The 22,548-nt window shown below is 70.0% G+C and carries 19 protein-coding genes; 13 read left to right on the top strand and 6 right to left on the bottom strand.

Annotated elements, in window-relative coordinates; genetic code table 11:
* The first annotated feature begins 48 nt into the window (after positions 1 to 48).
* The 3 genes from AOK22_RS13125 (at position 49) to AOK22_RS13115 (ending at position 2,530) form a co-directional block, all read left to right on the top strand.
* Complete coding sequence (locus tag AOK22_RS13125; RefSeq protein ID WP_055698797.1) at positions 49 to 813, top strand: polysaccharide deacetylase family protein; 765 nt, start codon at positions 49 to 51, stop codon at positions 811 to 813.
* A 94-nt stretch (positions 814 to 907) separates the two neighbouring features.
* Positions 908 to 1,369: an NUDIX domain-containing protein gene (locus AOK22_RS13120; RefSeq protein ID WP_055698796.1), complete on the top strand. Its 462-nt coding sequence runs from the start codon at positions 908 to 910 to the stop codon at positions 1,367 to 1,369.
* 102 nt (positions 1,370 to 1,471) lie between these two features.
* Positions 1,472 to 2,530 carry a vWA domain-containing protein gene (locus tag AOK22_RS13115; protein WP_055698795.1) on the top strand — a complete coding sequence of 353 codons (1,059 nt, stop codon included), beginning with the start codon at positions 1,472 to 1,474 and terminating at the stop codon, positions 2,528 to 2,530.
* Between the two features lie 140 nt (positions 2,531 to 2,670).
* Here the strand turns inward: AOK22_RS13115 and AOK22_RS13110 are convergent, their stop codons facing one another.
* Positions 2,671 to 2,946: a DUF6368 family protein gene (locus AOK22_RS13110; RefSeq protein ID WP_279617081.1), complete on the bottom strand. Its 276-nt coding sequence runs from the start codon at positions 2,944 to 2,946 to the stop codon at positions 2,671 to 2,673.
* A gap of 355 nt (positions 2,947 to 3,301) precedes the next feature.
* Between AOK22_RS13110 and AOK22_RS13105 the strand changes: the two genes are divergently transcribed.
* A complete protein-coding gene (locus tag AOK22_RS13105) occupies positions 3,302 to 4,033 on the top strand; it encodes a dienelactone hydrolase family protein (RefSeq protein ID WP_055698793.1) in 732 nt (243 codons plus the stop codon).
* Between the two features lie 213 nt (positions 4,034 to 4,246).
* Positions 4,247 to 4,687: an OsmC family protein gene (locus AOK22_RS13100; protein WP_055698792.1), complete on the top strand. Its 441-nt coding sequence runs from the start codon at positions 4,247 to 4,249 to the stop codon at positions 4,685 to 4,687.
* A gap of 126 nt (positions 4,688 to 4,813) precedes the next feature.
* Here the strand turns inward: AOK22_RS13100 and AOK22_RS13095 are convergent, their stop codons facing one another.
* The 3 genes from AOK22_RS13095 to AOK22_RS13085 all read right to left on the bottom strand — a co-directional run bounded on the left by AOK22_RS13095 (position 4,814) and on the right by AOK22_RS13085 (position 12,582).
* Complete coding sequence (locus AOK22_RS13095; protein ID WP_055698791.1) at positions 4,814 to 7,837, bottom strand: 3-keto-alpha-glucoside-1,2-lyase-like domain-containing protein; 3,024 nt, start codon at positions 7,835 to 7,837, stop codon at positions 4,814 to 4,816.
* A gap of 223 nt (positions 7,838 to 8,060) precedes the next feature.
* Complete coding sequence (locus AOK22_RS13090) at positions 8,061 to 9,077, bottom strand: sulfotransferase family protein (protein ID WP_244164766.1); 1,017 nt, start codon at positions 9,075 to 9,077, stop codon at positions 8,061 to 8,063.
* Positions 8,968 to 12,582: an AfsR/SARP family transcriptional regulator gene (locus AOK22_RS13085; RefSeq protein WP_244164764.1), complete on the bottom strand. Its 3,615-nt coding sequence runs from the start codon at positions 12,580 to 12,582 to the stop codon at positions 8,968 to 8,970. The genes AOK22_RS13090 and AOK22_RS13085 overlap by 110 nt, the downstream gene beginning before the upstream one ends.
* A gap of 219 nt (positions 12,583 to 12,801) precedes the next feature.
* Between AOK22_RS13085 and AOK22_RS13080 the strand changes: the two genes are divergently transcribed.
* Both AOK22_RS13080 and AOK22_RS13075 read left to right on the top strand, forming a co-directional pair.
* Positions 12,802 to 14,367 carry an FAD-dependent oxidoreductase gene (locus AOK22_RS13080; RefSeq protein ID WP_055698790.1) on the top strand — a complete coding sequence of 522 codons (1,566 nt, stop codon included), beginning with the start codon at positions 12,802 to 12,804 and terminating at the stop codon, positions 14,365 to 14,367.
* Between the two features lie 129 nt (positions 14,368 to 14,496).
* The gene (locus tag AOK22_RS13075; RefSeq protein WP_055698789.1) at positions 14,497 to 15,159 is read left to right on the top strand and encodes an SGNH/GDSL hydrolase family protein; all 663 of its coding nucleotides are present in this window, start codon (positions 14,497 to 14,499) and stop codon (positions 15,157 to 15,159) included.
* Between the two features lie 13 nt (positions 15,160 to 15,172).
* Here the strand turns inward: AOK22_RS13075 and AOK22_RS13070 are convergent, their stop codons facing one another.
* Entirely contained in the window at positions 15,173 to 15,721 is a 549-nt protein-coding gene (locus AOK22_RS13070; RefSeq protein ID WP_055698814.1) for a GNAT family N-acetyltransferase, read from the bottom strand.
* Between the two features lie 201 nt (positions 15,722 to 15,922).
* Between AOK22_RS13070 and AOK22_RS13065 the strand changes: the two genes are divergently transcribed.
* The 6 genes from AOK22_RS13065 (at position 15,923) to AOK22_RS13040 (ending at position 21,098) form a co-directional block, all read left to right on the top strand.
* Complete coding sequence (locus tag AOK22_RS13065; RefSeq protein ID WP_055698788.1) at positions 15,923 to 16,993, top strand: hypothetical protein; 1,071 nt, start codon at positions 15,923 to 15,925, stop codon at positions 16,991 to 16,993.
* A gap of 2 nt (positions 16,994 to 16,995) precedes the next feature.
* Complete coding sequence (locus AOK22_RS13060) at positions 16,996 to 18,132, top strand: beta propeller repeat protein (RefSeq protein ID WP_055698787.1); 1,137 nt, start codon at positions 16,996 to 16,998, stop codon at positions 18,130 to 18,132.
* A 353-nt stretch (positions 18,133 to 18,485) separates the two neighbouring features.
* Positions 18,486 to 18,680: a hypothetical protein gene (locus AOK22_RS13055; RefSeq protein ID WP_055698786.1), complete on the top strand. Its 195-nt coding sequence runs from the start codon at positions 18,486 to 18,488 to the stop codon at positions 18,678 to 18,680.
* Between the two features lie 47 nt (positions 18,681 to 18,727).
* Positions 18,728 to 19,207 (top strand): hypothetical protein, encoded by a 480-nt coding sequence (locus AOK22_RS13050; protein WP_055698785.1) that lies wholly within the window; start codon positions 18,728 to 18,730, stop codon positions 19,205 to 19,207.
* 63 nt (positions 19,208 to 19,270) lie between these two features.
* A complete protein-coding gene (locus AOK22_RS13045) occupies positions 19,271 to 19,765 on the top strand; it encodes an HIT family protein (RefSeq protein WP_055698784.1) in 495 nt (164 codons plus the stop codon).
* A 220-nt stretch (positions 19,766 to 19,985) separates the two neighbouring features.
* A complete protein-coding gene (locus AOK22_RS13040) occupies positions 19,986 to 21,098 on the top strand; it encodes an ABC transporter substrate-binding protein (protein WP_055698783.1) in 1,113 nt (370 codons plus the stop codon).
* A 46-nt stretch (positions 21,099 to 21,144) separates the two neighbouring features.
* Here the strand turns inward: AOK22_RS13040 and AOK22_RS13035 are convergent, their stop codons facing one another.
* Entirely contained in the window at positions 21,145 to 22,473 is a 1,329-nt protein-coding gene (locus AOK22_RS13035) for an MFS transporter (protein ID WP_079036534.1), read from the bottom strand.
* Positions 22,474 to 22,548 lie beyond the last annotated feature (75 nt).

Below are 22,548 nucleotides of genomic sequence, written 5' to 3'. Positions count from 1 at the left end.
GTCACAAGGTGACCGGAGATCGGCGAGGAACTGCGCAAAGGGGCGGACATGGCACGGCACAGCGGTGGGCGGGGCTGGTACGGCAAGACGATCGGGGCGGCGCTCGGCGTGACGATGCTCGCCGTCGGTGCCTCGGTGTGGACCGCGCAGGCCGGTGACGCGTCGCCGAAGGAGGAGGCGCCTGCCGCGCCGGGCAGTTCCGTCAAGCCGGTCTCGGCGACCATCGCGCACGCCTCGGACGCGGGCAAGCGCGGCGTCAACATCACCATCGACGACGGCCCCGACCCCAAGTGGACCCCCGAAGTGCTGGACCTGCTCAAGGAGTACGAGGTCAAGGCCACGTTCTGCATGGTGGGCACGCAGGCGCAGGCCCACCCGGACCTCGTGAAGAAGGTGGTCGCGGCCGGGCACCGGCTGTGCGACCACTCGGTCTCGCACGACACCGGCATGGACAAGAAGTCCGACGCCTACCAGTCGAAGCAGATACTCGACGCCGAACGCATGATCACCAAGGCGTCCGGGGGCGTACGGCCGATGTACTACCGGGCGCCCGGCGGCGCCTTCACTCCCCACAGCCGCAAGCTCGCCGCCTCCCGCGGCATGCGTCCGCTGGGCTGGAACGTCGACACCAAGGACTTCGAACGTCCGGGCACGGACGCCATCGTCGCCACCGTCGAGCGCGAACTGCCCAACGGGCCGACGCTGCTGTTCCACGACGCGGGCGGCGACCGTACCCAGACCGTCGAGGCCCTGCGCCGCCTTCTCCCTCAGCTCAAGGAGCAGGGCTACTCCTTCGGCTTCCCGGTGCGTTGAGCACCTGCGCACAGCGCGTAGTCACGTGCTGCTGCCAAGACGCGGGCCCGCTCCTCGGACGGTCCGGACGACGTGCTGCTGTCATGATGGGCGTGTGTTGATCCCCAGGGCGGTTGCCGTAGTCATTGATGGGCAGCGGGTGTTGCTGATGAGGCGCTTCCTCAAGAGGGAGGCGCCCGCGGATTGCGTCATGTGCCGCTACGAAGGCCGGGGCGGGCCGAGCTGCCCCGGCCACGCCTACGCGATTCTGCCCGGTGGGCACGTCGAGGACGGCGAGAGCGCCGAGCAGGCGGCGTTGCGCGAGCTCTGGGAAGAGACGACGCTCGAGGCCCGGATCGACCGGCTGCTGTGTACCGGCCGGCACAACCGCCGGCCGGCCAGCTACTACCTCATGAAGGACGTGCGGGGCAGCGCCGTCCTCTCCGGCGAGGAAGCCGAGGCGAACGGCCCGGACAACAGCTACGAGTTGATGTGGGTGACGGCCGACGCGTTCGCAGGCCTGAACCTCGTGCCCGAGGACGTCCGGGAGCCGCTGGCGCGGCTGCTGCGCGGCTGACCGGTACGGGCCGGTGCGCGGCGTCGCCGCGAAGCTCCGTTGTCAGTGCCTCCCTCTAGTGTGAATACATCACTCGGGGAGCTTCAGAGGGGGAGCACAAACATGTCCGCAAACAGGATCCAGCACAAGGTGAACCACGTGGCGCTGGTGGTGGACTGCTCGGGTTCGATGCGTCCGCACGAGTCGCAACTGATTCGCGTGGTGGACGAGTTCGTGGCGGGTTTGAAGGCGGAATCGGACAGCCTGGGTCACGAGACCCGGATCAGCCTCTATTCCTTCGACCACAGGGTGGAAAACCTGGTCTGGGACATGGACGTGAAGCACCTTCCGTCCATGCGCGGCCTGTATCAGGTCAACAATGGCGCGACGGCTCTCATCGAGGCTTCGGTGAAGTCCCTGGACGACCTCGGTCACATCTGGGAGGAGTACGGCGAGCACAGCTTCCTCCAGATCGTGGTGACGGACGGCGAGGAGAACGCCTCCGGTGGAGACAGGCGGCACGACGGCGACATGACGATCCTGGGCCCCTGGCTCGACCGGATCACGGCGAAGATGGGCGGCCTTCCGGGCCACTGGACGTCCGCGATCCTGGTCCCGAACTCGCTGGCCAAGCGCACGGCCCAGAACTACGGCTTCCCTGCGGGCAACATCGCGATCTGGGACGCGGATTCGCAGAAGGGCGTGGAGGAGGCGATCGGCACGGTGCGGGCCGCCGCGACCAGCTTCCTGCGCGGCCGCGAGCAGGGCGTGCGCGGCACGAAGAACCTGTTCGCGGTCGGCCAGGACATCTCGGTGGACGAGGTGCGGGCCAACCTCGAACCGATACCGGCCGACAAGTACCGCCTCCTGAAGGTCGACCAGGAAATCGAGATCCGCCCCTTCGTCGATTCCCACCCGGGCGTGACGTACGAACGGGGCGCCTGCTACTACCAATTGGGCGCCCGAGCCCAGGTACAGCAGAACAAGGAAGTCATCGTGGTCGAAAAGGACACCGACCGCGCCTATACGGGCGACGCGGCGCGGAGCCTCCTCTTCGGCACGGGAATTCAGGGAACGGTCTCGGTGAAGGCGGGCAATAACCCGAGGCTGGAGGTATACGTGCAGAGCCGCTCGGTGAACCGAAAGCTGAAGCCGAATACGCGTCTGCTGATTATGCTCTGACGCGAAAGGGCGGGTGTGGCGCGGGCGCGCACCCCACACCCGCCCCATAGCTTTCTCGGCCTGTCTGTGACCGTGGGTGGGGGAAACGGACGGCAAGTCCGCGCTGCCGGCCCGCTGGAACGGTCCAGCCTGACGAACCGCTATGTGAGGAGCCGAAATCCAGGCACCTCGGTCCAGGCACGAAGGAACTGCGAGGAGCCGTACGCGACGGCGCAGGGGCCGGACGCCATCCTGAGGACTCCGGGTAGGCCGGCGACGATCGGCACCTGGTCCTCGCGCAGTTCGATGGTGACGACACCGCCGATGACGTCCATGATCGCGGCAGTGAGCAGAGCGGTGAGCACGTGGTCCACCTGGCTGGTGCAGAAGGCGCGGAGGCGTGGAGGTCGTACTCGCCGACACGCTTCTCCTCTCAGCGAGCCGAGGCATCACTCAAGAGCTTGCGCAGCTGCTGGAGCGTGGCAGTCGGGACTGCCTGAGCCAACTCGATCACCAGTACCGGACCACTCACGGAGCGACCGTAGCGGACCGGCGTCGCTGCCCCGACCGGAGGGCCGCTAGATCAAGAGGGTGGCCAGACAGGCGCAGCAGCGGGCCCGGAAACTCGGTGGCGGCCCCGCGGTGGCCGCTGCTACCTTTCCGGTGGCCGTGCGAGAGAGTGAGGAGGTGGTACCCGTGAACGTATCGACATGGGTGCTCTCCTCCGGGGTCACGGTCGGGCGATAGGTCGTCCGGGAGCGCCGTTCACGCGCACTCCCGAAAGGCACGACCATGCACTTCACTTCTGAGCAGCGCCTCGACGACGGTGTCGTCGAGCGCGAATTCACCCTCGGCGAGATCCCCGGCACACTGTGGACGCCCGGATCCGCATCCGCGTCCGCGCCGGTTCCGCTGGTCCTGATGGCCCACAACAACGGCCTGCCCAAGGCGCAACCCCGGCTGGTGGCCCGCGCTCGGCACACCGCGGCGCACGGCTATGCCGTGGCCACCATCGACGCCGCCGGGTGCGGCGACCGCCCTCGTTCCGCCGCCGAGGAGCAGGTCCGCGTCGACCTCCGCCGGGCGATGCAGGCCGGCGAACCGGTCGACGAGATCTTCGAGTCCTTGATCGGTCCGCTGGTCGAGAAGGCGGCCCCGGAGTGGCTGACCACCCTGGACGTCCTCCTCGCGCTGCCCGGGATCGGCGGCCCGGTCGGGTACTCGGGGTGGACCGCCCTCGGCATCCGCCTCGCCGTGGCCGAGCCGCGCATCGCGGCCGCCGGCTTCTTCGCCGGGGGTTACGTGCCCCGCGCCCAGCGCGAGGAGGCCCGGCAGATCGCCATCCCGCTGCTGCTCCTGCTGCAGTGGGACGACGAGGGGAATCCCCGGCAGCGGGCCCTGGATCTGTACGACTCCTTCGCCAGCAAGGAGAAGACGCTGCACGCCAACCTGGGCGGGCACACCGGTACCCCGTGGTTCGAGGTGGAGGACGGCGGCCGGTTCTACGACCGGCACCTTAAGTAAGGACGGGCCGCAGTAAGGGCGGGCCGTCAGAGCAGTACGGGCAGTACGGCACGTCCCTGACGGCACTCGATGTCGTCAAGGTGTGCCCGCATTCGCCCGCCCCGGGCGAATGCGGGCACACACTCCGGAGCCGTTGTCGGGGCAGAGGGCCGGAAGGAGTCCTCGTGGACCGGCCTCCGCGTTCGCGACCCCGCCCCGGGCTACCGTTCCGTCATGGCCGACTACCGCATCGAGACCGTACGCAACGGCGAACGCGACTGGACCGCCCGCAACGACCGCGGCGCCGAGGTCCGCATCGCCGCCGCCGACAACCCCGACGCCCAGCCCTCCTTCACCCCCGTCGAACTCCTCCTCGCGGCGCTCGGCGGCTGCGGCGGACTCGTCGTGGACCGCACGGCCCGCACCGTCGAGCACGACGGGCTGCGCATCACCGTCGACTCGGTGTCCCGGCCCGAGGACGACGGCCGCGTCGGCGTCGTCCGGGTCTCCTACGAAATCGACCTGCCCGAGGGCGACGGCAAGGCCGCCGAGACACTGGAGCGCGCCATCCGCCTGACCCACGAGAAGTACTGCACCGTCAGCCGCACCGTCGAACACGGCGCCCGCGTCGAGGCGCAAGGGCCTGACGGGACCACTCTCTTCGCCGGCGGATGACCAGGGAGGCCCCTCCCGGCAGCGGCTGATCGTGCGAAACCCCTGCCGACGACCCGGGAGTCGTCGGCAGGGGCTCGGTGAGGACAGCGAACCGCCGGTACGGCGGATCGCCGGGCTCACCCATCGTCAGGACAGCGGCTCCACCCACACATCGCGGAAGCGAACCTTGTTGCCGTGGTCCTGCAGCCGAATCGCCCCGGCCGCCGCCGACTCCGGGTCACCCGCACCCGTCGGACCGTCGATGGCCACGTCGTCGTGCACCTTCTTGCCGTTCCAGACCACCGTGACCCGCGCGTCCGACGTCTTCTTGCCGTCCGCGTCGAAGCGGGCGGCGCGGAAGGTGATGTCGTACGTCTGCCAGGTCTCCGGCGCCGTGGACGCGTTGAGGTCGGCGGCCTTCTTCAGGTAGATCGCCCCGGCCTCGTTGTTCGCGAGCTTCTCCACGCCAAACGAGTCGAGGATCTGCACCTCGTAACGCTCCTGCAGATACACCCCGCTGTTGCCGCGGTCCTGCCCGGTGACGTCGTCCGGGAGCTTCGGCACCCGGAACTCGACGTGCAGCGTGAAGTCCTTGAAGTGCTGCTTCGTGCGCAGGTCGTCGCAGCAGACCTCCATGGACTTCTCCGCGGTGTGCGGCCACTCGGGGCTGCGGCCGTCGGAGTGCTGCCAGGCGGTGGAGACGCTGCCGCCCGAGAACAGGTCGATGCGGGCGCCCGGCCTGCGCACGTCGATCGCGTCGAGGTTCACATGGCCGGTGTCCTCGGCCCCGACGGCGTACGTGATCGTATTGCGGCCCGCGCGCAGGTCGAGCCGCTCGGTCCTGGTGGACCAGCGCTTCCACTCACCCGTGGACGGCAGACTCGTCTGCTTCGCCGCGCCGCCGTTGACGCTCACTCCGATCGTCTTGGTGCCGGGGGAGGGGTGCGGGCCGTTCGCGTAGCGCAGGCCCACGTCGTACGCGCCCTTCTTGTCGACCACGACGTCGAAGGTCGCCTTCGCGCCCTTGTCGCCGAAGCCGTCGACGAAGCCGCCGCCGGTGTAGCCGGTGTGCCCGGTGTCGATGCCCGCGCCGCCGGACAGGTGGGCGGCCTCGGCGTCGTACGTGGTGACGGGCTCCTGCGGCCCCGGCTTGGTGTTGAGGGTGTACCAGGCCTCGGTGGACCACAGCTGCTCGCCCTCGGCGGACGAGAACGGGCGGGGCGAACGGACGTGGACCACACGGTCCGACTTCAGGCCGGGAATGGTCAGCCGCACCTTGCGGCGGTCGTCGGAGAGCTTCGCCGACGCCACCGGCAGCGACTCCTCGTCCACCTTCGGACCGCCGTACGCGGGCGTCGGCACATAGCGCCACTGTTCTACGGAGTACGCGCCCTTGGTGAGTTTGGCCGCGGTCTCCTCCGACAGGGGCTTGGTGTAGGTGAGTTCGAAGCCGTCGCGCGTGGCGCGCATCGTCTTGATGTCGAAGGCCGTCCTGCCGCTCGGCGTCAGCTTCTGCAGACCGAAGCGGAGCTTGCCCGCCTGGCCCCAGTTGCCGTCGGCGCCGAGGCCCCCGGTGTAGATCGCGCCGTCGGGGCCCTCGCTGATCCGCGTGATCCCCGACTCCAGGCCCTGCGTGTGCCGGAACACGGCACCCTGGTACTCACCGCCGACCTTCTCCAGGTCGGCCCGCTGCAGCCCGCCGTACGTCACGTCGCCGAAGACCATCTGCCCGGCGAACGGGCCCTTCTTCAACTGCATGGGTGTACTGGGCGAGTTAGCGATCTCGTTCTGCGGAAGCCAGAGCGCCGGCTTGGTGACGGGCTGGTCGTCGTAGGGCCCGTCCGGGTTCATGTGGTGGTTGAAGAACCGGTCCTGCTTGATGTGGACGAGCTTGGAAGCGGGCAGCCAGCCGCCCTGGTTGTCCGCGACGAACAGGTCGCCGCCCGGACCGCGTCCGATGCCGTTCGGGGTGCGCAGACCTCCGGCGATGTAACTCACTTGGCCCGTCGCCTTGTTGACCTTGATGGTCGTGCCGCGGTTCGGCGCGGGCTGCGGATCGGTCGTCGCGCCGCCGTAGTTGATCGCGACGGACAGATTCAGGTAGAAGTCGCCCTTGTCGTAGAGCAGACCGAAGGCGAACTCGTGGAAGTTCCCGCCGTACGGCCATTCGGCGATCTTCCGCTTCTCATCGGTGACGTCGTCGCCGTTCGTGTCGTTCAACTCGGTCAGCTGGTGCTTCTCCGACACGTAGAGCTTTCCGTCCACGTACTTGATGCCCATCGGCTCCTTGAGCCCGTCGGCGATCTTCTTGTACGTGACCTTGTCGGGCCCGGTGGCACCGGTGACGTGGTCGAGGAGGTAGACCTCGCCCTTCGTCTCCGTGCTGCCGCTCCACGTGGAGATCGCGAGCCGCCCGTCGGGCAGCCAGTCCATCGCGGAGACCTGCGGTTCGAAGCCCTTGGGGCGCAGGTCGGTCAGTTTGTAGCCGGGATTGACCTCGGTGAGCGGCAGGCCGTCGCCGGGGGTGTCGTGCGTGCCCTCGCACTCCTTGCGGCCCGGTGCCGTGACCCGTACGACGTCGGCGTCCGTGCTGAGCACGGAGTTCGGCACGGTGGTGAACCCGTCGGCCCCCGGCGGCTTCCACTGCAGGGTGACCTGCTGGTCGCCGCCCGCGTCGAAGTGGTCGATGCGCAGCGACTGGTATCCGGCGTTGAGGGTGATCGACCCGTCCTTGGGCTCGGCGCCGTGCAGCCCGTCGTGGTCGATGACCCGCCGGTCGCCGAGGAACAGCCGCGAGCCGTCGTCGCTGATCAGCCGGAAGTCGTACGAGCCGGCCTCGGGCACGTTCAGGTTGCCGATGATCTGCGACACGAAGTTGTCGCTGAACCCGAAGCCCTCGGTGGACTTCCAGTCGGCCGCCGGGATCAGCTTGTCGACATTGGGGGTCTGTGCGGGCTTCAGGTCGCACAGTTTCTTGAGCGGGGTCTGGACGTCGAACACCCGTAAGGTCACGCCGGGTTCCTGCGGCGGCAGGTCCGCGAAGGGGCGGGGATCGTCCTTGGCGGCCGCGGCGGGGGAGAGCAGTCCGCCGGTGAGCAGTCCACAGCCGAGGAAGGCGGTGAGCAGCGCACCGGTGGATCTTCGAGCTCTGCGGCGGGGGGAGCCGGACATCGGCCCGGGGCGTGGCTTCACTCTTCCTCCTGCGTGGTTCCGGTGTTCCGGCATGGGTTACGCAGATCTCTGTGGCAAAGCGACGCTCAGCGTAGGGACGACTTCGGAGCGCGTCCATACTTTGTCCACAGAAAGGAAAAACTGGAGTACGGCGAAGCCACGCCGTAGATCTGGCGGAGGCATGGAGGGGGAGATGAGCTGGAGGAGGGGAGGCGCCGGGCGGCTACCGCTCCAGGACGCGCGTCCCCGAGGCACAGCTCTGCCTCAGCTCCTCGAACGCGACGGACGTCAACTGCTTGGCCGCCGAGCCGCGGCGGCTGTCGTCGAGCTGGGCGCACGCGCCGTCCAGCCACTGCGGGGACGCCTCGACCCCGACGAACGCGGCGAGGCGCGTGAGTTCCCCGCGGGGATCGTCGAGGAGATCCTCGTAGGAGAGCGTCAAGCGCTGATCGTCCGGCAGACCGTCGAGGAACCGGGCGCCCTGGACGACGAGTTCGGACCACAGGTCGCCGAACCGTCGCAGCGGGAAGTCCCGGTCGCGTACGAGGGCGGGGTCGAAGCGGTCGGCGAGCAGCGCCGCCAGATCAGGCGGCAGCGACCGCACCTGCTCCTCCGTCAGGTCGCCGAAGCTCTCGACGCCCGTCCGCTCCCCGATCTCCCGCATCAGCGTGATCACGCGGTACCCCACGTGACGGCTCATGGACAGCGCACAGTCCGGCCCGTCCCGGAAGAGGTGCACGAACTTCGCGTACGGAAAAGTCTCGTGCAGCCCTGGCGCCCAGCCCGTCGAGTACCCGGAGCGCTCCACCACGGCCGTGCGGCCGAACCGCGCGCCGAGCAACTCGAAGAGTGCCTCGTGATGTTCGGCGGCGGTGCGCACCGGCCAGCCGGCGACCGCCGCGTGGATCTCGTCGAGCAGGGCGTCGGGGTCGTCGGTGAGGTGGGGCAGCACCATGAGGGAGAGCGCGGGAATGCCGGTGGTCTCCGCCGCATACCGCCCCGGGCGGCGGGTGTAGAGGAACTCCGGCATCAGCAGCCCACTGCGGATCATGCTCGCGAAGTACGGGGTGGGCTTGAAGAGGGCCTCCCAGAACTCCGCGCCCGAAACCCGGCCTTCAGGGAAGGCCGTGTCACCGACCGAGGCCATGTACTCGTTGAGGCTGAGCACGTCCGGGTGGGTGTTCAGGATGCCGGACAGCGCGGTGGAGCCGCTGCGGCCGGTACCGATGACGAAGGTCAAGCTGCGCAAGGTCACTCTCCGAAGGCACAGATCGGGTCTTCCGGGGCTCGTGCAGCTCAACACATCCATGCCGGGCGCACCAGGTGGCATGGGGACATCTCCTCGCAGAGCCCCAGCTCAGGTGAAGGTGTTCGCCACGAGGGCGGTAGCGGGAGTTACTGTCGGCGCGCTTGCGGTCCATCTGGTCCGGGCAGCGCCACGCGGAACAGTCGTGCAGGATCGGTTCGGTGCAGCGCCTCCGTCGCGTCCAGTCGCCAACCGGACTCGTACGCTTCGGTGAAGCGCTCCTCGCCCAGTGCCGCCAGGCCGCGGGCGTCAGTGTGCGGACGTGCGGATCGGTACGGTCGTGGGCGCCGCGCAGGCGGGCCGCCGCGCCGAGGACGGCGGCGCTGTCCCGGTGCCGCCCGTGCAGCGCGGCGAGGCCGGCCACGGTGACCGCCACCGTCGCCAGGAACGGCAGGTCCCCGCTGGCGACCGCCGCCGCGTAGGCGCGGCCCAGCGCTTCCTCGGCGCCCGGCGCGTCGCCGAGTTCGATGCAGAGCGCACCGCGCGCCGTGGCGACCAGCGCCCGCCCGTGCTCGCCCGCGGACGAGCGCAGCTGCTCGGACACCCCGCGCTCGGCCGACTCGACCAGCGCACGAGCCCCGTCCGTGTCACCGACCCGCACCCGCAGATGGGCCTCCCGCGCGTCGAGCAGCACCGCCATCTCGGGTGATGTCGAGCCCAGCGCGCGCTCCCGGGACACGGCGATCAGCTCGGCCGCCCGCGCGGTCTCGTCGAGCCGCGCGTGCACCTCGATCCGGCGCAGGTCGATGAAGATCTCGTCGCTGGGGTTGAGCGTCCCGAACGCGCGGGCCAGCCGTGTGGCCTCGTCCAGGTCGGCCAGCGCGCCGTCGAGATCGCCGTCGTACTGTCGCAACAGCGCGCGCAGCGGCAGCACCTTGGCCAGGCCCCAGCGGTCGCCCGTCCGCTCGAAACGGTCCAGGGCGGCGACCATGTGGTGTCGCGCCTGGTCGAGATGGCCCTCGTTCTCGGCGAAGTGGGCCTGGAACATGAGGGCGAGGCCGGCCAGCCACACGTCCGGACCGTCGGCCAGTTGCTGGAAGGACGGTGACGACGCGCCGTTCCCCTCCAGCGAGGCCAGCCTGATCGCGATCAGCGCGCCGCCGAAGCCGGGCAGCTCCGGACGCCCGCGCAGCCGCTCAGTGAGGCCCCGTACCGCCGTGCGCCGCTCCTTAAGGGTGTCATCGGCCTGTCTGCTGGGGATGTCGATGACGCCGAGCCGCAGGATCCCTTCGGCGATGTCGCGCTCGACACTCGGTCGTTCGGTCGGCAACGCGACCGTCTCGCCGAGCCAGTGGGCCGCGTCGACGTCGCGGCCGAGCATGTGCCAGCACCAGATGAGGTCGACCGCGAGCCGGGTCGCGGCGTCGGCGTCGCCGCTGTCGTGGAAGTGGCGGAGCGCGGCGAGCACGTTGTCGTACTCGGCACTCAGCATGTGGAGCGTGTCGAGCTGCCCGGGGCCGCGGAGCAACGGCTCGTGGCGCGCCACCAGTGCGGCGAAGTAGCGGGCGGCCAGGTCCCGTACGCGCGCCAGATCGCCGTACTCGGCGAGGCGCTCCAGGCCGTACGCGCGGACGGTCTCCAGCATCCGGTACCGCCCGCTGTCCGGAGCGAGCTGCAGCAACGAACGGTCGACCAGGCCCGCGAGCAGCTCCCGGACCTCACCGGCCGGCACCCCGGTCCCGGCACAGACCGCGGCAGCCGAAGCCGGCGTGACACCACCGGACAGCACCGCGATCCGCTCCGCGAGCGTGCGCTCGTCCACGCCGAGCAGATCCCAGCTCCACGCGATGACCGCGTGGAGCGTGCGGTGCCGGGGGAGAGCGGTCCGGTTGCCGTTGGCGAGCAGGCGGAACCGATCCGACAGCCCGGCGGCCAGGTCGGACAGCGAGAACGTACGCAGACGGGCCGCGGCCAGTTCGAGCGCGAGCGGCAGACCGTCGAGTCCGCGCACGATGCGCAGTACGTCGACGAGGCGGTGCTCGTCGACGTCGAACCCGGGCCGCACGGCCGCCGCCCGCTCGACGAACAACTGCGTCGACGCGGCTCGGCGGGCCTGACCGGCGTCCGCGTCCGGTGCGGGTAGGGGGAGCGGGCCGAGCGGGACGAGCGTCTCGCCGTCGATCGCCAGCGGCTCCCGGCTGGTGGCCAGCACCCGCAGCCCGGCGCAGCGGGCCAGCAGCGCCGCGACCAGATGGGCGACGGCGTCGATGAGGTGCTCGCAGTTGTCGACCACGAGCAGGGTCTCTCGACCCTCCAACTGGTCTGTCAGCACGTCCAGTTCACGGCCCGGCCCGTGCGGCGACAGGGCCGAAGCCTCGAACAGGGCCGAGCCGCGCAGCCCGGCCGCGGCCAGCAGCGCCGCGCCGACCTTGGCGGGCTCGGTGACGGAGGCGAGGTCGATCATCCAGACGCCGTCGCGGTAGGCGTGCTGGTGACGGCGGGCGGCTTCGACGGCGAGGCGGGTCTTGCCGGCGCCGCCGGGACCGAGAACGGTCACCAACCGGGCGGTGGCGAACAGCGTGCCGATCCGCGCGAGGTCGTCGTCGCGGCCGATGAAACTGGTCAGTGGCGCGGGCAGGTTGCTCGGCGCGGACCGTGTGGACCGGGCGGCGGGCGGGGCGGCCTGGGTCGGTTGATCGGTCGGGGTGGTTACGTCGGCCGGGGCGGTCCTTTCGGACGTGGTGGGGTGGTCCGCGCGCAGCATCCGCAGATGACGCTCGCGCAGGGCGGCACCCGGGTCGGCGCCGAGGCCGTCGGCCAAGGCATCGCGGACCTGTTCGTACCGGGCGAGGGCCTCGGCCTGGCGTCCCTGCGCGGCGAGCGCGTCCATCAGGAGCGCGGCGGCACGTTCGTGGACGGGATGCTCGATGAGCAGGGCGGACAGACGGGCGGAGGCCATGTCCGCCTGCCCCAGGGTGAGTTCGGCATCGGCGAGGTCGATGACGGCCTCGACCGAGGTGTGGGCCAGCCGGGTCGCGACGGCGGGCGCCACTGCGGCGACGACCGTGGGCTCGGCGCCGGGACTCTCGCCCCAGAGCGCCACGGCCCCACCGAGCGCGGAGGCCGCCGCACGCGGATGACCGGCGTGCAGGTGCTGACGGCCCATGGCGGCGAGCTCCTCGAAGCGCAGCGCGTCCACGTCGGCGGAGTCCACGGCGAGGCGGTAGCCACCGGCGATCTGCGTGACATCGCCCGCCGAGCCGAGAGTCCTGCGCAGCCGCGATACGAGGGCCTGCAGGGCATGCGCCGGTCCTGCGGGCGGATCCTCGGCCCAGATCGCGTCGATGAGGCCGGTCGGGTCGACCGCGTGGCCACCGGCGAGCGCCAGCCGTACGAACAGGGCCTTGAGCCGCGCCCCCGGTACGGGCAGGGCGGTGTCGCCGCGAGACACCTGAAAGGCGCCGAGCAGCGTGACACGAAGCGGCGCACCCCCGTCCATCCCCCGAGCTTCGCACACGTATGGCTGGGGCCTCACATGAGGGGAGCAGTGGTGTGCGCTCGTGTCGGTGACGGCGAGGTCCCGTGTCAGCGCCGTGTGCGTGCCGTGTGAGGGCCCGTGAGCACTCTTGGCGCATCGCTCGCGGAGAACCGGCTCCGGGCACGCCAAGAGAAGCGTGCCGAGAGGCCCGGCGTCTCCGTCTTCGGAAAGGGGATACCCATGCACGACGTAGTGATCGTGGGCGCAGGCCCGGTCGGTCTCTTCCTCGCCTGCGATCTCGGCCTTGCGGGCACCTCGGTCCTGGTGCTCGAACGGGAGCCGGAGCCGGGCTCGCCGTGGCGGTCGGACCAGTTCGGGATGCGGGGTCTGTTCGGCGCGTCGCTCGAAGCGTTCCAGCGCCGCGGCCTGCTGCACCCGCTGCTGGCCGCGTCCGGTGTCGATGAGGAACCCGACGTGGATCTTGACGCGGACCTCGACGTGGCGGGACCGACGCCCCTGCGTGGCGGCGTGGGCCATTTCGCCGGCATGGTGCTCGACCCGGCCAAGGTCGACCTCGCCGCACTGCCGTTCCGGCTGCCGAGCCCGGCGCCGGACGCGGTGATGACCAACCTCACCGCGATCGAGACGGTGTTGTCCGAGCGGGCGGCCAAGCTCGGCGTGGAGATCAGGCGAGGCGTCACCGTCACCGGCATCACGCAGAGCGGGCACGCAGACAAGGACGGAGACACGGACGAGGAGGGTGTGATCGTACGTGCGGGCGAGCACGCGTATACGGCGCGCTGGGCCGTCGGCTGCGACGGCGGGCGCAGCACCGTGCGCCGGCTGGCGGGCTTCGAGTTCGTCGGCTCGGAACCGCAGTTCACCGGTTACGTCATGCTCTCGACCCTCGCCGACCCCGAGAAGCTCAGCCCGGGGATCAACCTGACACCGAACGGCATGTACCTCCAGATGCTCTCGGAGGGACACATCGGCGTCCTGGACTTCGACGGCGGCGCGTTCGATCGCTCGCGGCGGCCGACGCGCGAACATCTCCAGGCGGTGCTGCGCCGGGTGTCCGGCACCGACGTGACGCTCAGCGAAGTCCACCTCGCGTCGAGCTTCACCGACCGGGCGATGCAGACGACGACCTACCGGCAGGGCCGCGTCCTGCTCGCGGGCGACGCCGCGCACATCCACTCGCCCCTGGGCGGGCAGGGACTCAACACCGGACTGGGCGACGCCCTGAACCTGGGCTGGAAGCTCGCGGCCACCGTGCGGGGGCACGCGCCGGACGGGCTGCTGGACACGTACACCCGTGAACGTCATCCGGTCGGCGCCCGGGTCCTCGACTGGACGCGGGCCCAGACGGCGGCCATGCAGCCGACCCCGCAGGGCCAGGCGGTCCAGGGACTGCTCCGCGACCTGGTCGAGACGCAGGACGTGACGACGTACATGTTCGAAAGGATCTCGGGATCGTCCGTCCGCTACGACCTGGGCGACGAGCATCCGCTGGTCGGCCGCAGCGCTCCGGACTTCCGGCTCGAGGACGGCACGTGTCTGGGCGACCTGATGCAGGACGGACGAGGAGTCGTACTCGACTTCAGCGCCGACGCCCGCTTGCGAGAGGCGGGGTTGGTCCGGCAGAGCCGTCTGCGGTACGCGTCCGGGACGGCGAGGAACGACCTCGGCCTGGGCGCCGTGCTCGTCCGGCCTGACGGCTTCGTGGTCTGGGCAGGCCGAGGGGATCTGGACCGTGAGGCGTTCGAGAGGGCGGCCGACCAGTGGTTCGGCCCCAAGGAGTCCTGAGCCGCCGCGTTGTTCCGCGACGACGTGCCCTCTCGTTCCGGACGACCTGCCTCCTTCCCCTGGGCTGCCCCCTTCCCCTGAGCCGCCCTCTTCTCCCAATCCACTCCACATGTGAAGGAAGAAACACGGATGACGATCACCCTCCGCCCGGGAACCACCGTGATGTTCACCGGCGATTCGATCACTGACAGCCGGCGTCTGGAGAGCGAGGACGGCCTTGGCTTCGGCTACCCGCTGCGCGTCGCGGGCGAGTGGGCCTTCCGGCACCCGGACCGGCCCGTAACCTGGCTGAACACCGGGATCGGTGGACACAAGGTGAGGGACTTGGAGGCCCGTTGGCAGCCGGACGTGCTCGACGCGCGTCCGGACGTGGTGTCGATCCTGGTCGGCGTCAACGACATGGGGTGGCACACGTTGTCCCAGGACGGCTACGTGATCCCCACGGAGGACTTCGCGGCAGGCTACGACCGCCTCCTCGCACCGCTGGCCGAGGCGGGCACGGAACTGATCCTCATCGAGCCGTTCCTCCTGCCGATCACCGCGACCGTCGAGGCCGGTGACGCGCACATCGACGCCGAGGTGCGGAAGGAGTGGCGGGCCGACCTCGACCCGAAGATCCAGGCCGTGCGGGATCTCGCCCGGAAGTACGGGGCCCTTCTGCTCCCCGCGGACGACATGTTCGCCGAACTCTCCGCGCAGACCGGGCCGGAGTACTGGTCAGCGGACGGTGTGCACCCGATCCCGGCGGGCCACGCCGCACTCGCGGCGGCGTGGCTGCGCTTGGTCGAGTGACGGTGCCCTTTGCTCAACCGGGCGGAGCGGCCGGGGACCACACGCCCATCCACTGCTCGGCGCCCCACGCCTCGAACAGCTGCACCTTGGTGAAACCCAGCTTCGCCGCGAGGCGCATCGAACGGTCGTTGGCGGTCTGGGTGCAGAGAACCACCGGCTCTCCGGGCCGCGCGTCGGCGAACCAGTCGAGTACCGCGGCGCAGGCCTCGGCGGCGTACCCGTGTCCCCACGCCTTGGGCAGGAGCAGATAGCCGAGTTCGGCCTCCCCGGCGTCCGGACGTACGTGACTCCGGTGCTCCGCGTCGCGCCGGTTGAGCTCGATGGTCCCGATCATGGCTCCGTCGAGCTCGATCACGAAGAGCCCGGGGCGCCTCTCGGGCGTCTCGGGCAGCGCGCGCTCGCACTCGTCCCGTGGCCGAGGGCCGCCCAGGTAGGTGTTCACCTCCGGTGAGCTGAACAGCTCGATGAACGCCGCACGGTCCCGGCTCTCGGACTCGCGGAGCACGAGCCGCTCGGTCTGGATCGGCGCGGGTGGCCAGGCGACGGTTCCCAGTTCAGCCATGCCGAGCAACCTACCGGACCATCGTGAACATGATCAGAAAATGCTGCACGGCGGCGGGCCGGAGGTCGTCTCGCTCACGAGCGACGGGTTCCACGCGCACGTCAATGTGAGGACTGGATACCGGTATTGGTCGTGTGCTCTCTGTTCACGACGGGACGAAACGCCAATAAGCTGAGCGGCCTTCACGTCCTGGGGGGTCTCGTGAACGGTCTCCGTGCGGTCGTCGTCTGTCTTGTGATGGCGTGCGCCGCGGTGCTGTCGCCGGGCGCGGCCGCAGCACCCACTGCGCCCGTGAAGCCGAGCTGGTCGGCCCTGCCGGTGCCGGCGGCCGCCCCGCCGGTGACCGTCGGCGACCTGGCCGCCCGCGGCCCGCGCGAGGCCTGGGCGACCGGATACGAGCAGGCCGATGACGGACTGCGGCCGATGCTGTACCGATGGAACGGGACGGCGTGGAGCCGGGACACGACGTTCCCCGGCGCCGGCGAAACCGGATGGCTCGGCAAGATCCAGTTCGTCGGCGACGAGATGTGGATCTTCCACAACCGCGAGGGGAAGGGCGAGATCCTGCGCCGTTCGCCGACCGGGTGGAGCGCCGTCCCGCTGCCCCAAACCCTGTGGGTCTACCAGGACTTCGCCGCCGTACCGGGCGCCGCGTGGGTGGTCGGTGAGGACGACACCGGACTCAAGGTGCTGCACTACGACGGTTCCGGCTGGACCACCCAGTCGACCCCGGACGGTGTGCTGTTCCTGATGGGGATCACCGCGCGTACGGCCACCGACGCCTGGGCCTGGGCGGACAGGAGCACCGGAGGGACCGCCGTCCTGCGCTGGGACGGCACGGCGTGGCGGGACGCGAAAGTGCCGCTGCCGCCGAACAGCAACGTACACACGACCCTGCTCGAACCCTCCGGCCGGGCCACGATCGGGGGCAGCCAGTACACCGACGGTGTCGCCCGCACCTATCTGATGACCTTCAACGGGCACACCTGGCGCACCACTCACCCACCCCTGGGCGACACCTACACCGCGAGCATGGTGCGCGGCCCGGACGGCGCGCTGTGGCTGCCGATGGTCAGCGACCGCGCGTTCCAGGCGAAGTACGCCCGGGTGGACGGCTCGCGCGCCACCTTCTCCTACGGGCCGGAACGCACGAACGCGATCGACGTCAAACCGCGCGCACTGGCAAGAGCCGGAACCTCGCTCCTGTCCTTCGGGACCGTCGAGATCTACGGCTCGAAACCGAACCTGATGAGCGAGCGGCTGGGAGGCTGACCATGGCACGCAGACTGCTCGTCGCGGCCCTGGCCGTCGCCCTGACCCTCATGACCGTCGTGGTCTCGACCGCGGCGGAACCCGAGTCCTGGCGGCATGTCCCGGTCCCGGCACAGGTACGCCCGCAGGCCGGACTGAACGAGGCCGTGGCGTTCGGGCCGGACCGGGCATGGGCGGTGGGCACCGACGCCGTCGGCCGCCAGGCGCCGGGCTTCCCCCTGGTGCTGCGCTGGAACGGAACCGCATGGAAGCGCCACGACCTGACCGGCATCCGGTGGCAGGGTGAGCTGCTGTCCATCGCCGCGACCTCACCGAACGCGGTCTGGGCGGTCGGCCGCGACGCGGCGCAGGGCTCCCGCCTGCTCCGCTACGACGGCACGGCCTGGCGCGAGAGCCGGCCGCCGCGCGACGTCGTCCTGGACAGAGTCGTCACGGGCGCCGACGAGACTTGGCTGATCGGTTCGCGGGACACCGGGCAGGCACTTCTGCGCTGGGACGGGCACGGCTGGCGGGACATGCCGGTGCCGCCGGGAGCCGTGTACGGCCTGCACATCCTGTCGGCGAACGACGTCTGGGCCGCGGGCACCGTCAACTCCACTGCTGCCGTGTCCCACTGGAACGGCAAGGAGTGGCAGCAGACCAGCGTGGACGGCTTCCCGCGGTCGGCTGTGAGCAGCGTGCTGGCGGTCTCGCCGACGGAGGTGTGGGCGGGCGGCTCGGCCGGTTTCATCGGCGGCCCGCCGGGCCGACCGATCCCACCCCTGCTGGTCCGCTTCGACGGCCAGTCGTGGAACAAGGTGACCGTCCCCGCGGACTTCGGCTCGATCAGCTCACTGGCACCCAGCGCGTCCGGCGAGTTGGCCTGGGCCTCGGTGACCGGCTCACTGAAGTGGGCCCCGCCGGGCAGCAACCCACCCCTGGTCCCGGGCCCGGACTTCCTCGCCTGGAACGGCCGGTCGTTCGCCGAGCACAGCGAACCGGCGGTGGCAGGAGAGGGCGACTCCAGAACACTGCGACTGGCGTCGGTGCCGGGTACGTCGACGGTGTGGTCGGTCGGCCGAGCGGGCGGCCCTGAAGGCACGTTCGCCCCGCGCGTCCTGCGTTTCGGAACGACTCCGGTCGACATGCCGACCGGTTGAGTTCCCTGCGCGACCCGACAACGCCCCATCACAGGTGCACCACAGGATGACAGTCTCTGAGCCGCAGGAGGCGCGCCCCCGTTTCGAGCCCCCACGCCCCTTCACGCCCCTGACGCGTACTCTTTACTCCCGCTTTTGAATACGGAGAGTAACTAAACTGGTACGGAAAGTGTTGGTGCAGAGGTTCGGGCCAGGTATCGCCCGGACGAAGGGAGGCCCCACAGGTGGCGTTCATCAGGGCACAGCGGGCGGCAGGGGCGGCGGCACTGGCCGTTTGCGCCGCACTCGGGACTTCGGAGGGAGCGAGTGCCGCCCCTCCCAAAGAGGACTCCATCCAGTGCAACCGGCCGTCGGTGACGGAGGACGGGCACCGGTTCACGATCCGCTGCTACCGGGGGCCGGGAAGCGGCTACTACGCGAGCGTGACCGTCTGCGGTCCGGGGAGCTGCACGCAGCAGGGGACCAACGTCGTCCCCTATGGCGAGTACTCGACCGCATGGTCCCCCGGCTTCTTCCACGAGCGCATCTACCAGGTGTTCTCCGTCTAGCAGGTGTTCTCCGCGCAGTTCGACCGATCCCAGAAAGAGAGACCTGCATGATCGGCAAGAAGAGGCTCCCCCTGAGCGCCCTGGCGGCCGCGGCCCTGCTGGTGCTCACCAGCGGTACCGCACACGCCGAAGGCGCCTTCATCGCGAAGGCGTTCAACCAGCGGATGGTGAACGTCCACTGGGGTGACAGCTGCGACAACGAAGAGCTGGCCATCGACATCCCCAACGACGCGCTCCAGGCGACCTTCGAGGGGAACTGGGACGGACCGCAGGCCCACGTCGACCGGGTCACGTTCATCAACAACACGGACTTCCTCCACGGGTTCACCCGCGGCGAATTCTCCATCGAGGACAACGGCCAGACCCCGACATGGCGCGTCGCGGACATGCCCGCCCACTCCACCCAGACCATCGAGCTCAACTACACGTCCGCGGGCACCAAGACGCTGGGGTTCGCCTACCCGTACATCGGAGCCACGGGCGAAATCGGCAGCTGCAACCTCACCTATGTGGGGGTGGAGCAGTGAGCCCGCGCGGGGGCTCACACTGATCACGGCGACGCGTTCTGGCCTCAGCGTTAGGTTGGGGCCATGACGGACGACTGGAGGACGGACCGCATCGGAGCCGCGCTGCGCGGTGGGAATCCGACCGTGATGCGGCGTCTCGCGTCGGGGTTCGCGGTGATCGGCGATGTGCAGTTCTTGCCGGGGTATTCGGTTCTCCTTGCGGACGACTCGGGTGTGCAGCGGTTGTCCGATCTGCTGAAGGCGAAGCGGCTGGCGTTCCTGACCGACATGGATCTCCTCGGGGAGGCGGTCGAGCGGGCCTGCCGCCGCCTGGATCCGGACTTCCGGCGGGTCAACCTGGAGATTCTGGGGAACACGGACCCGTTCTTGCATGCGCACGTCTGGCCGCGGTTCGAGTGGGAGCCGGCCGCGTTGGTCGGCAAGCCCGTGTGGCTGTACCCGGGGGAGCGGTGGAGCGACGAGCGGTTCAGGCTGGGACCGCAGCACGACGCAGTCCGGGAGGAGATCGGAAGCGAACTGGATCGGCTGCGCGCGACAGACCCGATCCCGCGCCCGTAGTCCCCGCCGCGCGCAGCGGACGGCAGGCACCCGCGAGACAGGCAACATGGCGTCAGATAATCGGTTGCCATCCGCTGACAGCGATGGATGCAATGTCCGGCGTGATCACTCAGGGGTGTCCGCCGCGGCGGGACGAGATGAACGGGTACGAGCATCGGACCCTGCCGCCGAGGGCCTCGGGCACACCGCAGCCGACTCGTCACAGGGGAGACGCCACCGCATGAAGACGACACCACCGTCCCCTGGAGCACGGTCGGCTGACGGGGCGTCCGTCCGCATCGGTGCTCTCCTGCCGCTGACCCGACCCGGCTGGACCGAGGCGGGCCGGCACCTCCTCGCCGGACTCGAACTGGCCGTTCACGACGTCAATGACACCGGCGGGATCAATGGCAGGCCCCTTGAACTGGTGATCCGGGACACCGCAGCCGACCCGGAGAAGGCCGTCGCGGCCGTCGACGAATTCGCCGGCCTGGGCGTGGCCGCCCTTGCGGGGGAGTACCACAGCGTCGTCGCCCGCGCCGCTGCCGCTCGGGCCGATGCCCTGAACCTGCCGTTCCTTTGCTCGTCGGCGGTACTCGACGCGCTCACCGAGCAGTCGACCGACTGGGTCGCGCGCCTGGCCCCGCCGCAGTCGCGCGGCTGGCGGCTCTACGCGGACTTCCTTCTCGAAGCAGGCCACACCCGCATCGCCGTAGCGGCCCAGCCGAGCGTCTACTGGGCATCGGGAACCCGCATCCTGCGGGACCACCTCACCCCGCACGGCGTCACGGTCACCGAACTCGACATGAGCGCGCTCACTCCCGAGGCCGCGTGCGCAGCCCTTGCCGAAGCGCGTACGACCGCCCTGCTTCTTCTGGTCGGCCACCCGGAGCCTGCGGTGCCGCTCGTCCGGTCCGTCCGCCGTGATCCGCGCCTCGCCGAGATTCTGATGGGTGCTCCGGCAGGGCAGCCGGAGTTCGCCGAGTGGGCGACGCTGCTGGGCGCTGACGGCGCGGGCGTCCCGTTCCTGCGTTACCTGCCCCGGCACCTCACCGTTCTCGGCACACGTGTCGAGAACGCCCTCCAGGAACGGCTCTCCCAGACACCCTCGTTCGTCGCCTTCGAGGGCTACGACACGATCACCGTCCTCGCCGACGTCCTGCGATCCCACGGAACGACGTGGGCGGGCATCGCCGGGGCCTGGCCGCAGGTGTCCGTCGAAGGCACCCGTGGGCAGATCCAGTTCTCCCGCATACCGGGCATCGGCGTCTGGCAGTGGGCTTCTCCACCCATCCAGATCGTCGATCGGGATCCGGCTGAACCAGATGTCTTCCGGGTCCTGCGCGAGGGGTGAGAGCTGAGGGCTGAGAGCAAAGGACCGTAGGGCTGCGGACGTAGAGCTACGGCTGTATCGAGTCGACCCCGTCGGGGTGGTGATTCGAGGGCTCTCCGCCACGGCCCGACGCGCTTCCGCCGAGGCCGAGGCCGAGACCGAGGCCGCTCGTCGAAGTCCGCAGCGGCGAGAAGAGATTGGGGATGACGCTCGACGTCATCCCCGCCGCGCCGATCCACAGAGTGGCGGTCGCTCCGAGCGTGGACCCCAAGGCCCCGCCCAGGAGTCCTCCGAGCGGGATCCCAGCCCAGGAGACGAACCGCGCGGTGGCGCTCATCCGGCCCAGGAGCCGATCCGGCGTGAGCGCCTGCTGGAAGCTCGACTGAGCCACCACCCGGATGACTCCTCCCAAGGACAGCGCCGACAGCCCGATGGCGGCCACGTACACGCTCCATCCCGGCGTTGCCAAGGGCATCAGGGCAGTGAGCGGGCAGGTGGCGAGGGACGCGATCCAGATGACCCGGCCCTGTCCGATCCGCCGCGAAACCGTGGTCGTCAGCAGCGCGCCGAGCAAGGCGCCGCAGCCCATCCCTGAGAGAAGGAGTCCGATGCCGAAGGGCTGGAGACCTGCCTCCCGTTCCAGGAAGACCAGCAGCATGGCTTGGTACGTCGCCAGGGACAGGCCGAAGATCGCGTCTGCCAGCATGATTCCTCGCAGGACGGGATGCCGGAGGACGAACAGGAGTCCTTCCTTGATCTCTTGCCCCAGCTGAGGACGCTCTCTCGGCTCCCGCTTCGGCTTCGGCTCGTGCCTGCGGATCGAGAGGGCGAGCAGCCCCGACAGGGCCATGCCGCACGAACTCGCGAGGAGTGTCGCGGGGGCTCCGACCAGCCCGACCAACGGACCGGCGGCAGCCGGCCCGCCGATGCTGGTGACCGAACGTATCGCCGAGAGTTTCGCGTTCCCCTCCACGAGATAGCCGCGTCCCACCAGGTGCGGCAGGTAGCTGGCGTAGGCGACGTCGAAGAAGACGGTCAGTACGCCGTGGACCAAGGCCGCCACGTAGAGCCACCAGATGGTGAGACGGTCCGCCCACCAGGCCAGCGGTATCGCCAACAGGAGCAGAGCACGGGCAAGATCCGCGAAGACCATGACCGGCCGCTTCCGCATGCGATCCACCCAGGCGCCCGCCGGCAGCCCGACCAGGAGCGAGCCGCCGGTGGTCATCGCGGCCAGGAGCCCGACCTGGAACTCGTCGACATGCAGAGCGGCGATGGCGACCAGGGGTAGTGCCAGAAAGATGATGCGGTCGCCCAGCTGGCCGAGCGCGGTGGCGGCGAAGAGCAGCCCGAAGTCCCGTTCCTTGAGGAGACCGAGGCGCGAGGATGACGACATGGGTGAGGGGCCTCCTGATGCCGCAGGGGGAGTTTCTCTGCCCTTCTGCGGGGCTCTGGGGCTGCGGGGCTAGGG

This window comes from Streptomyces silaceus (genome assembly GCF_001419745.1).
Taxonomy (GTDB): domain Bacteria; phylum Actinomycetota; class Actinomycetes; order Streptomycetales; family Streptomycetaceae; genus Streptomyces; species Streptomyces silaceus.
This window is presented reverse-complemented; position numbering and strand designations above follow the sequence as displayed.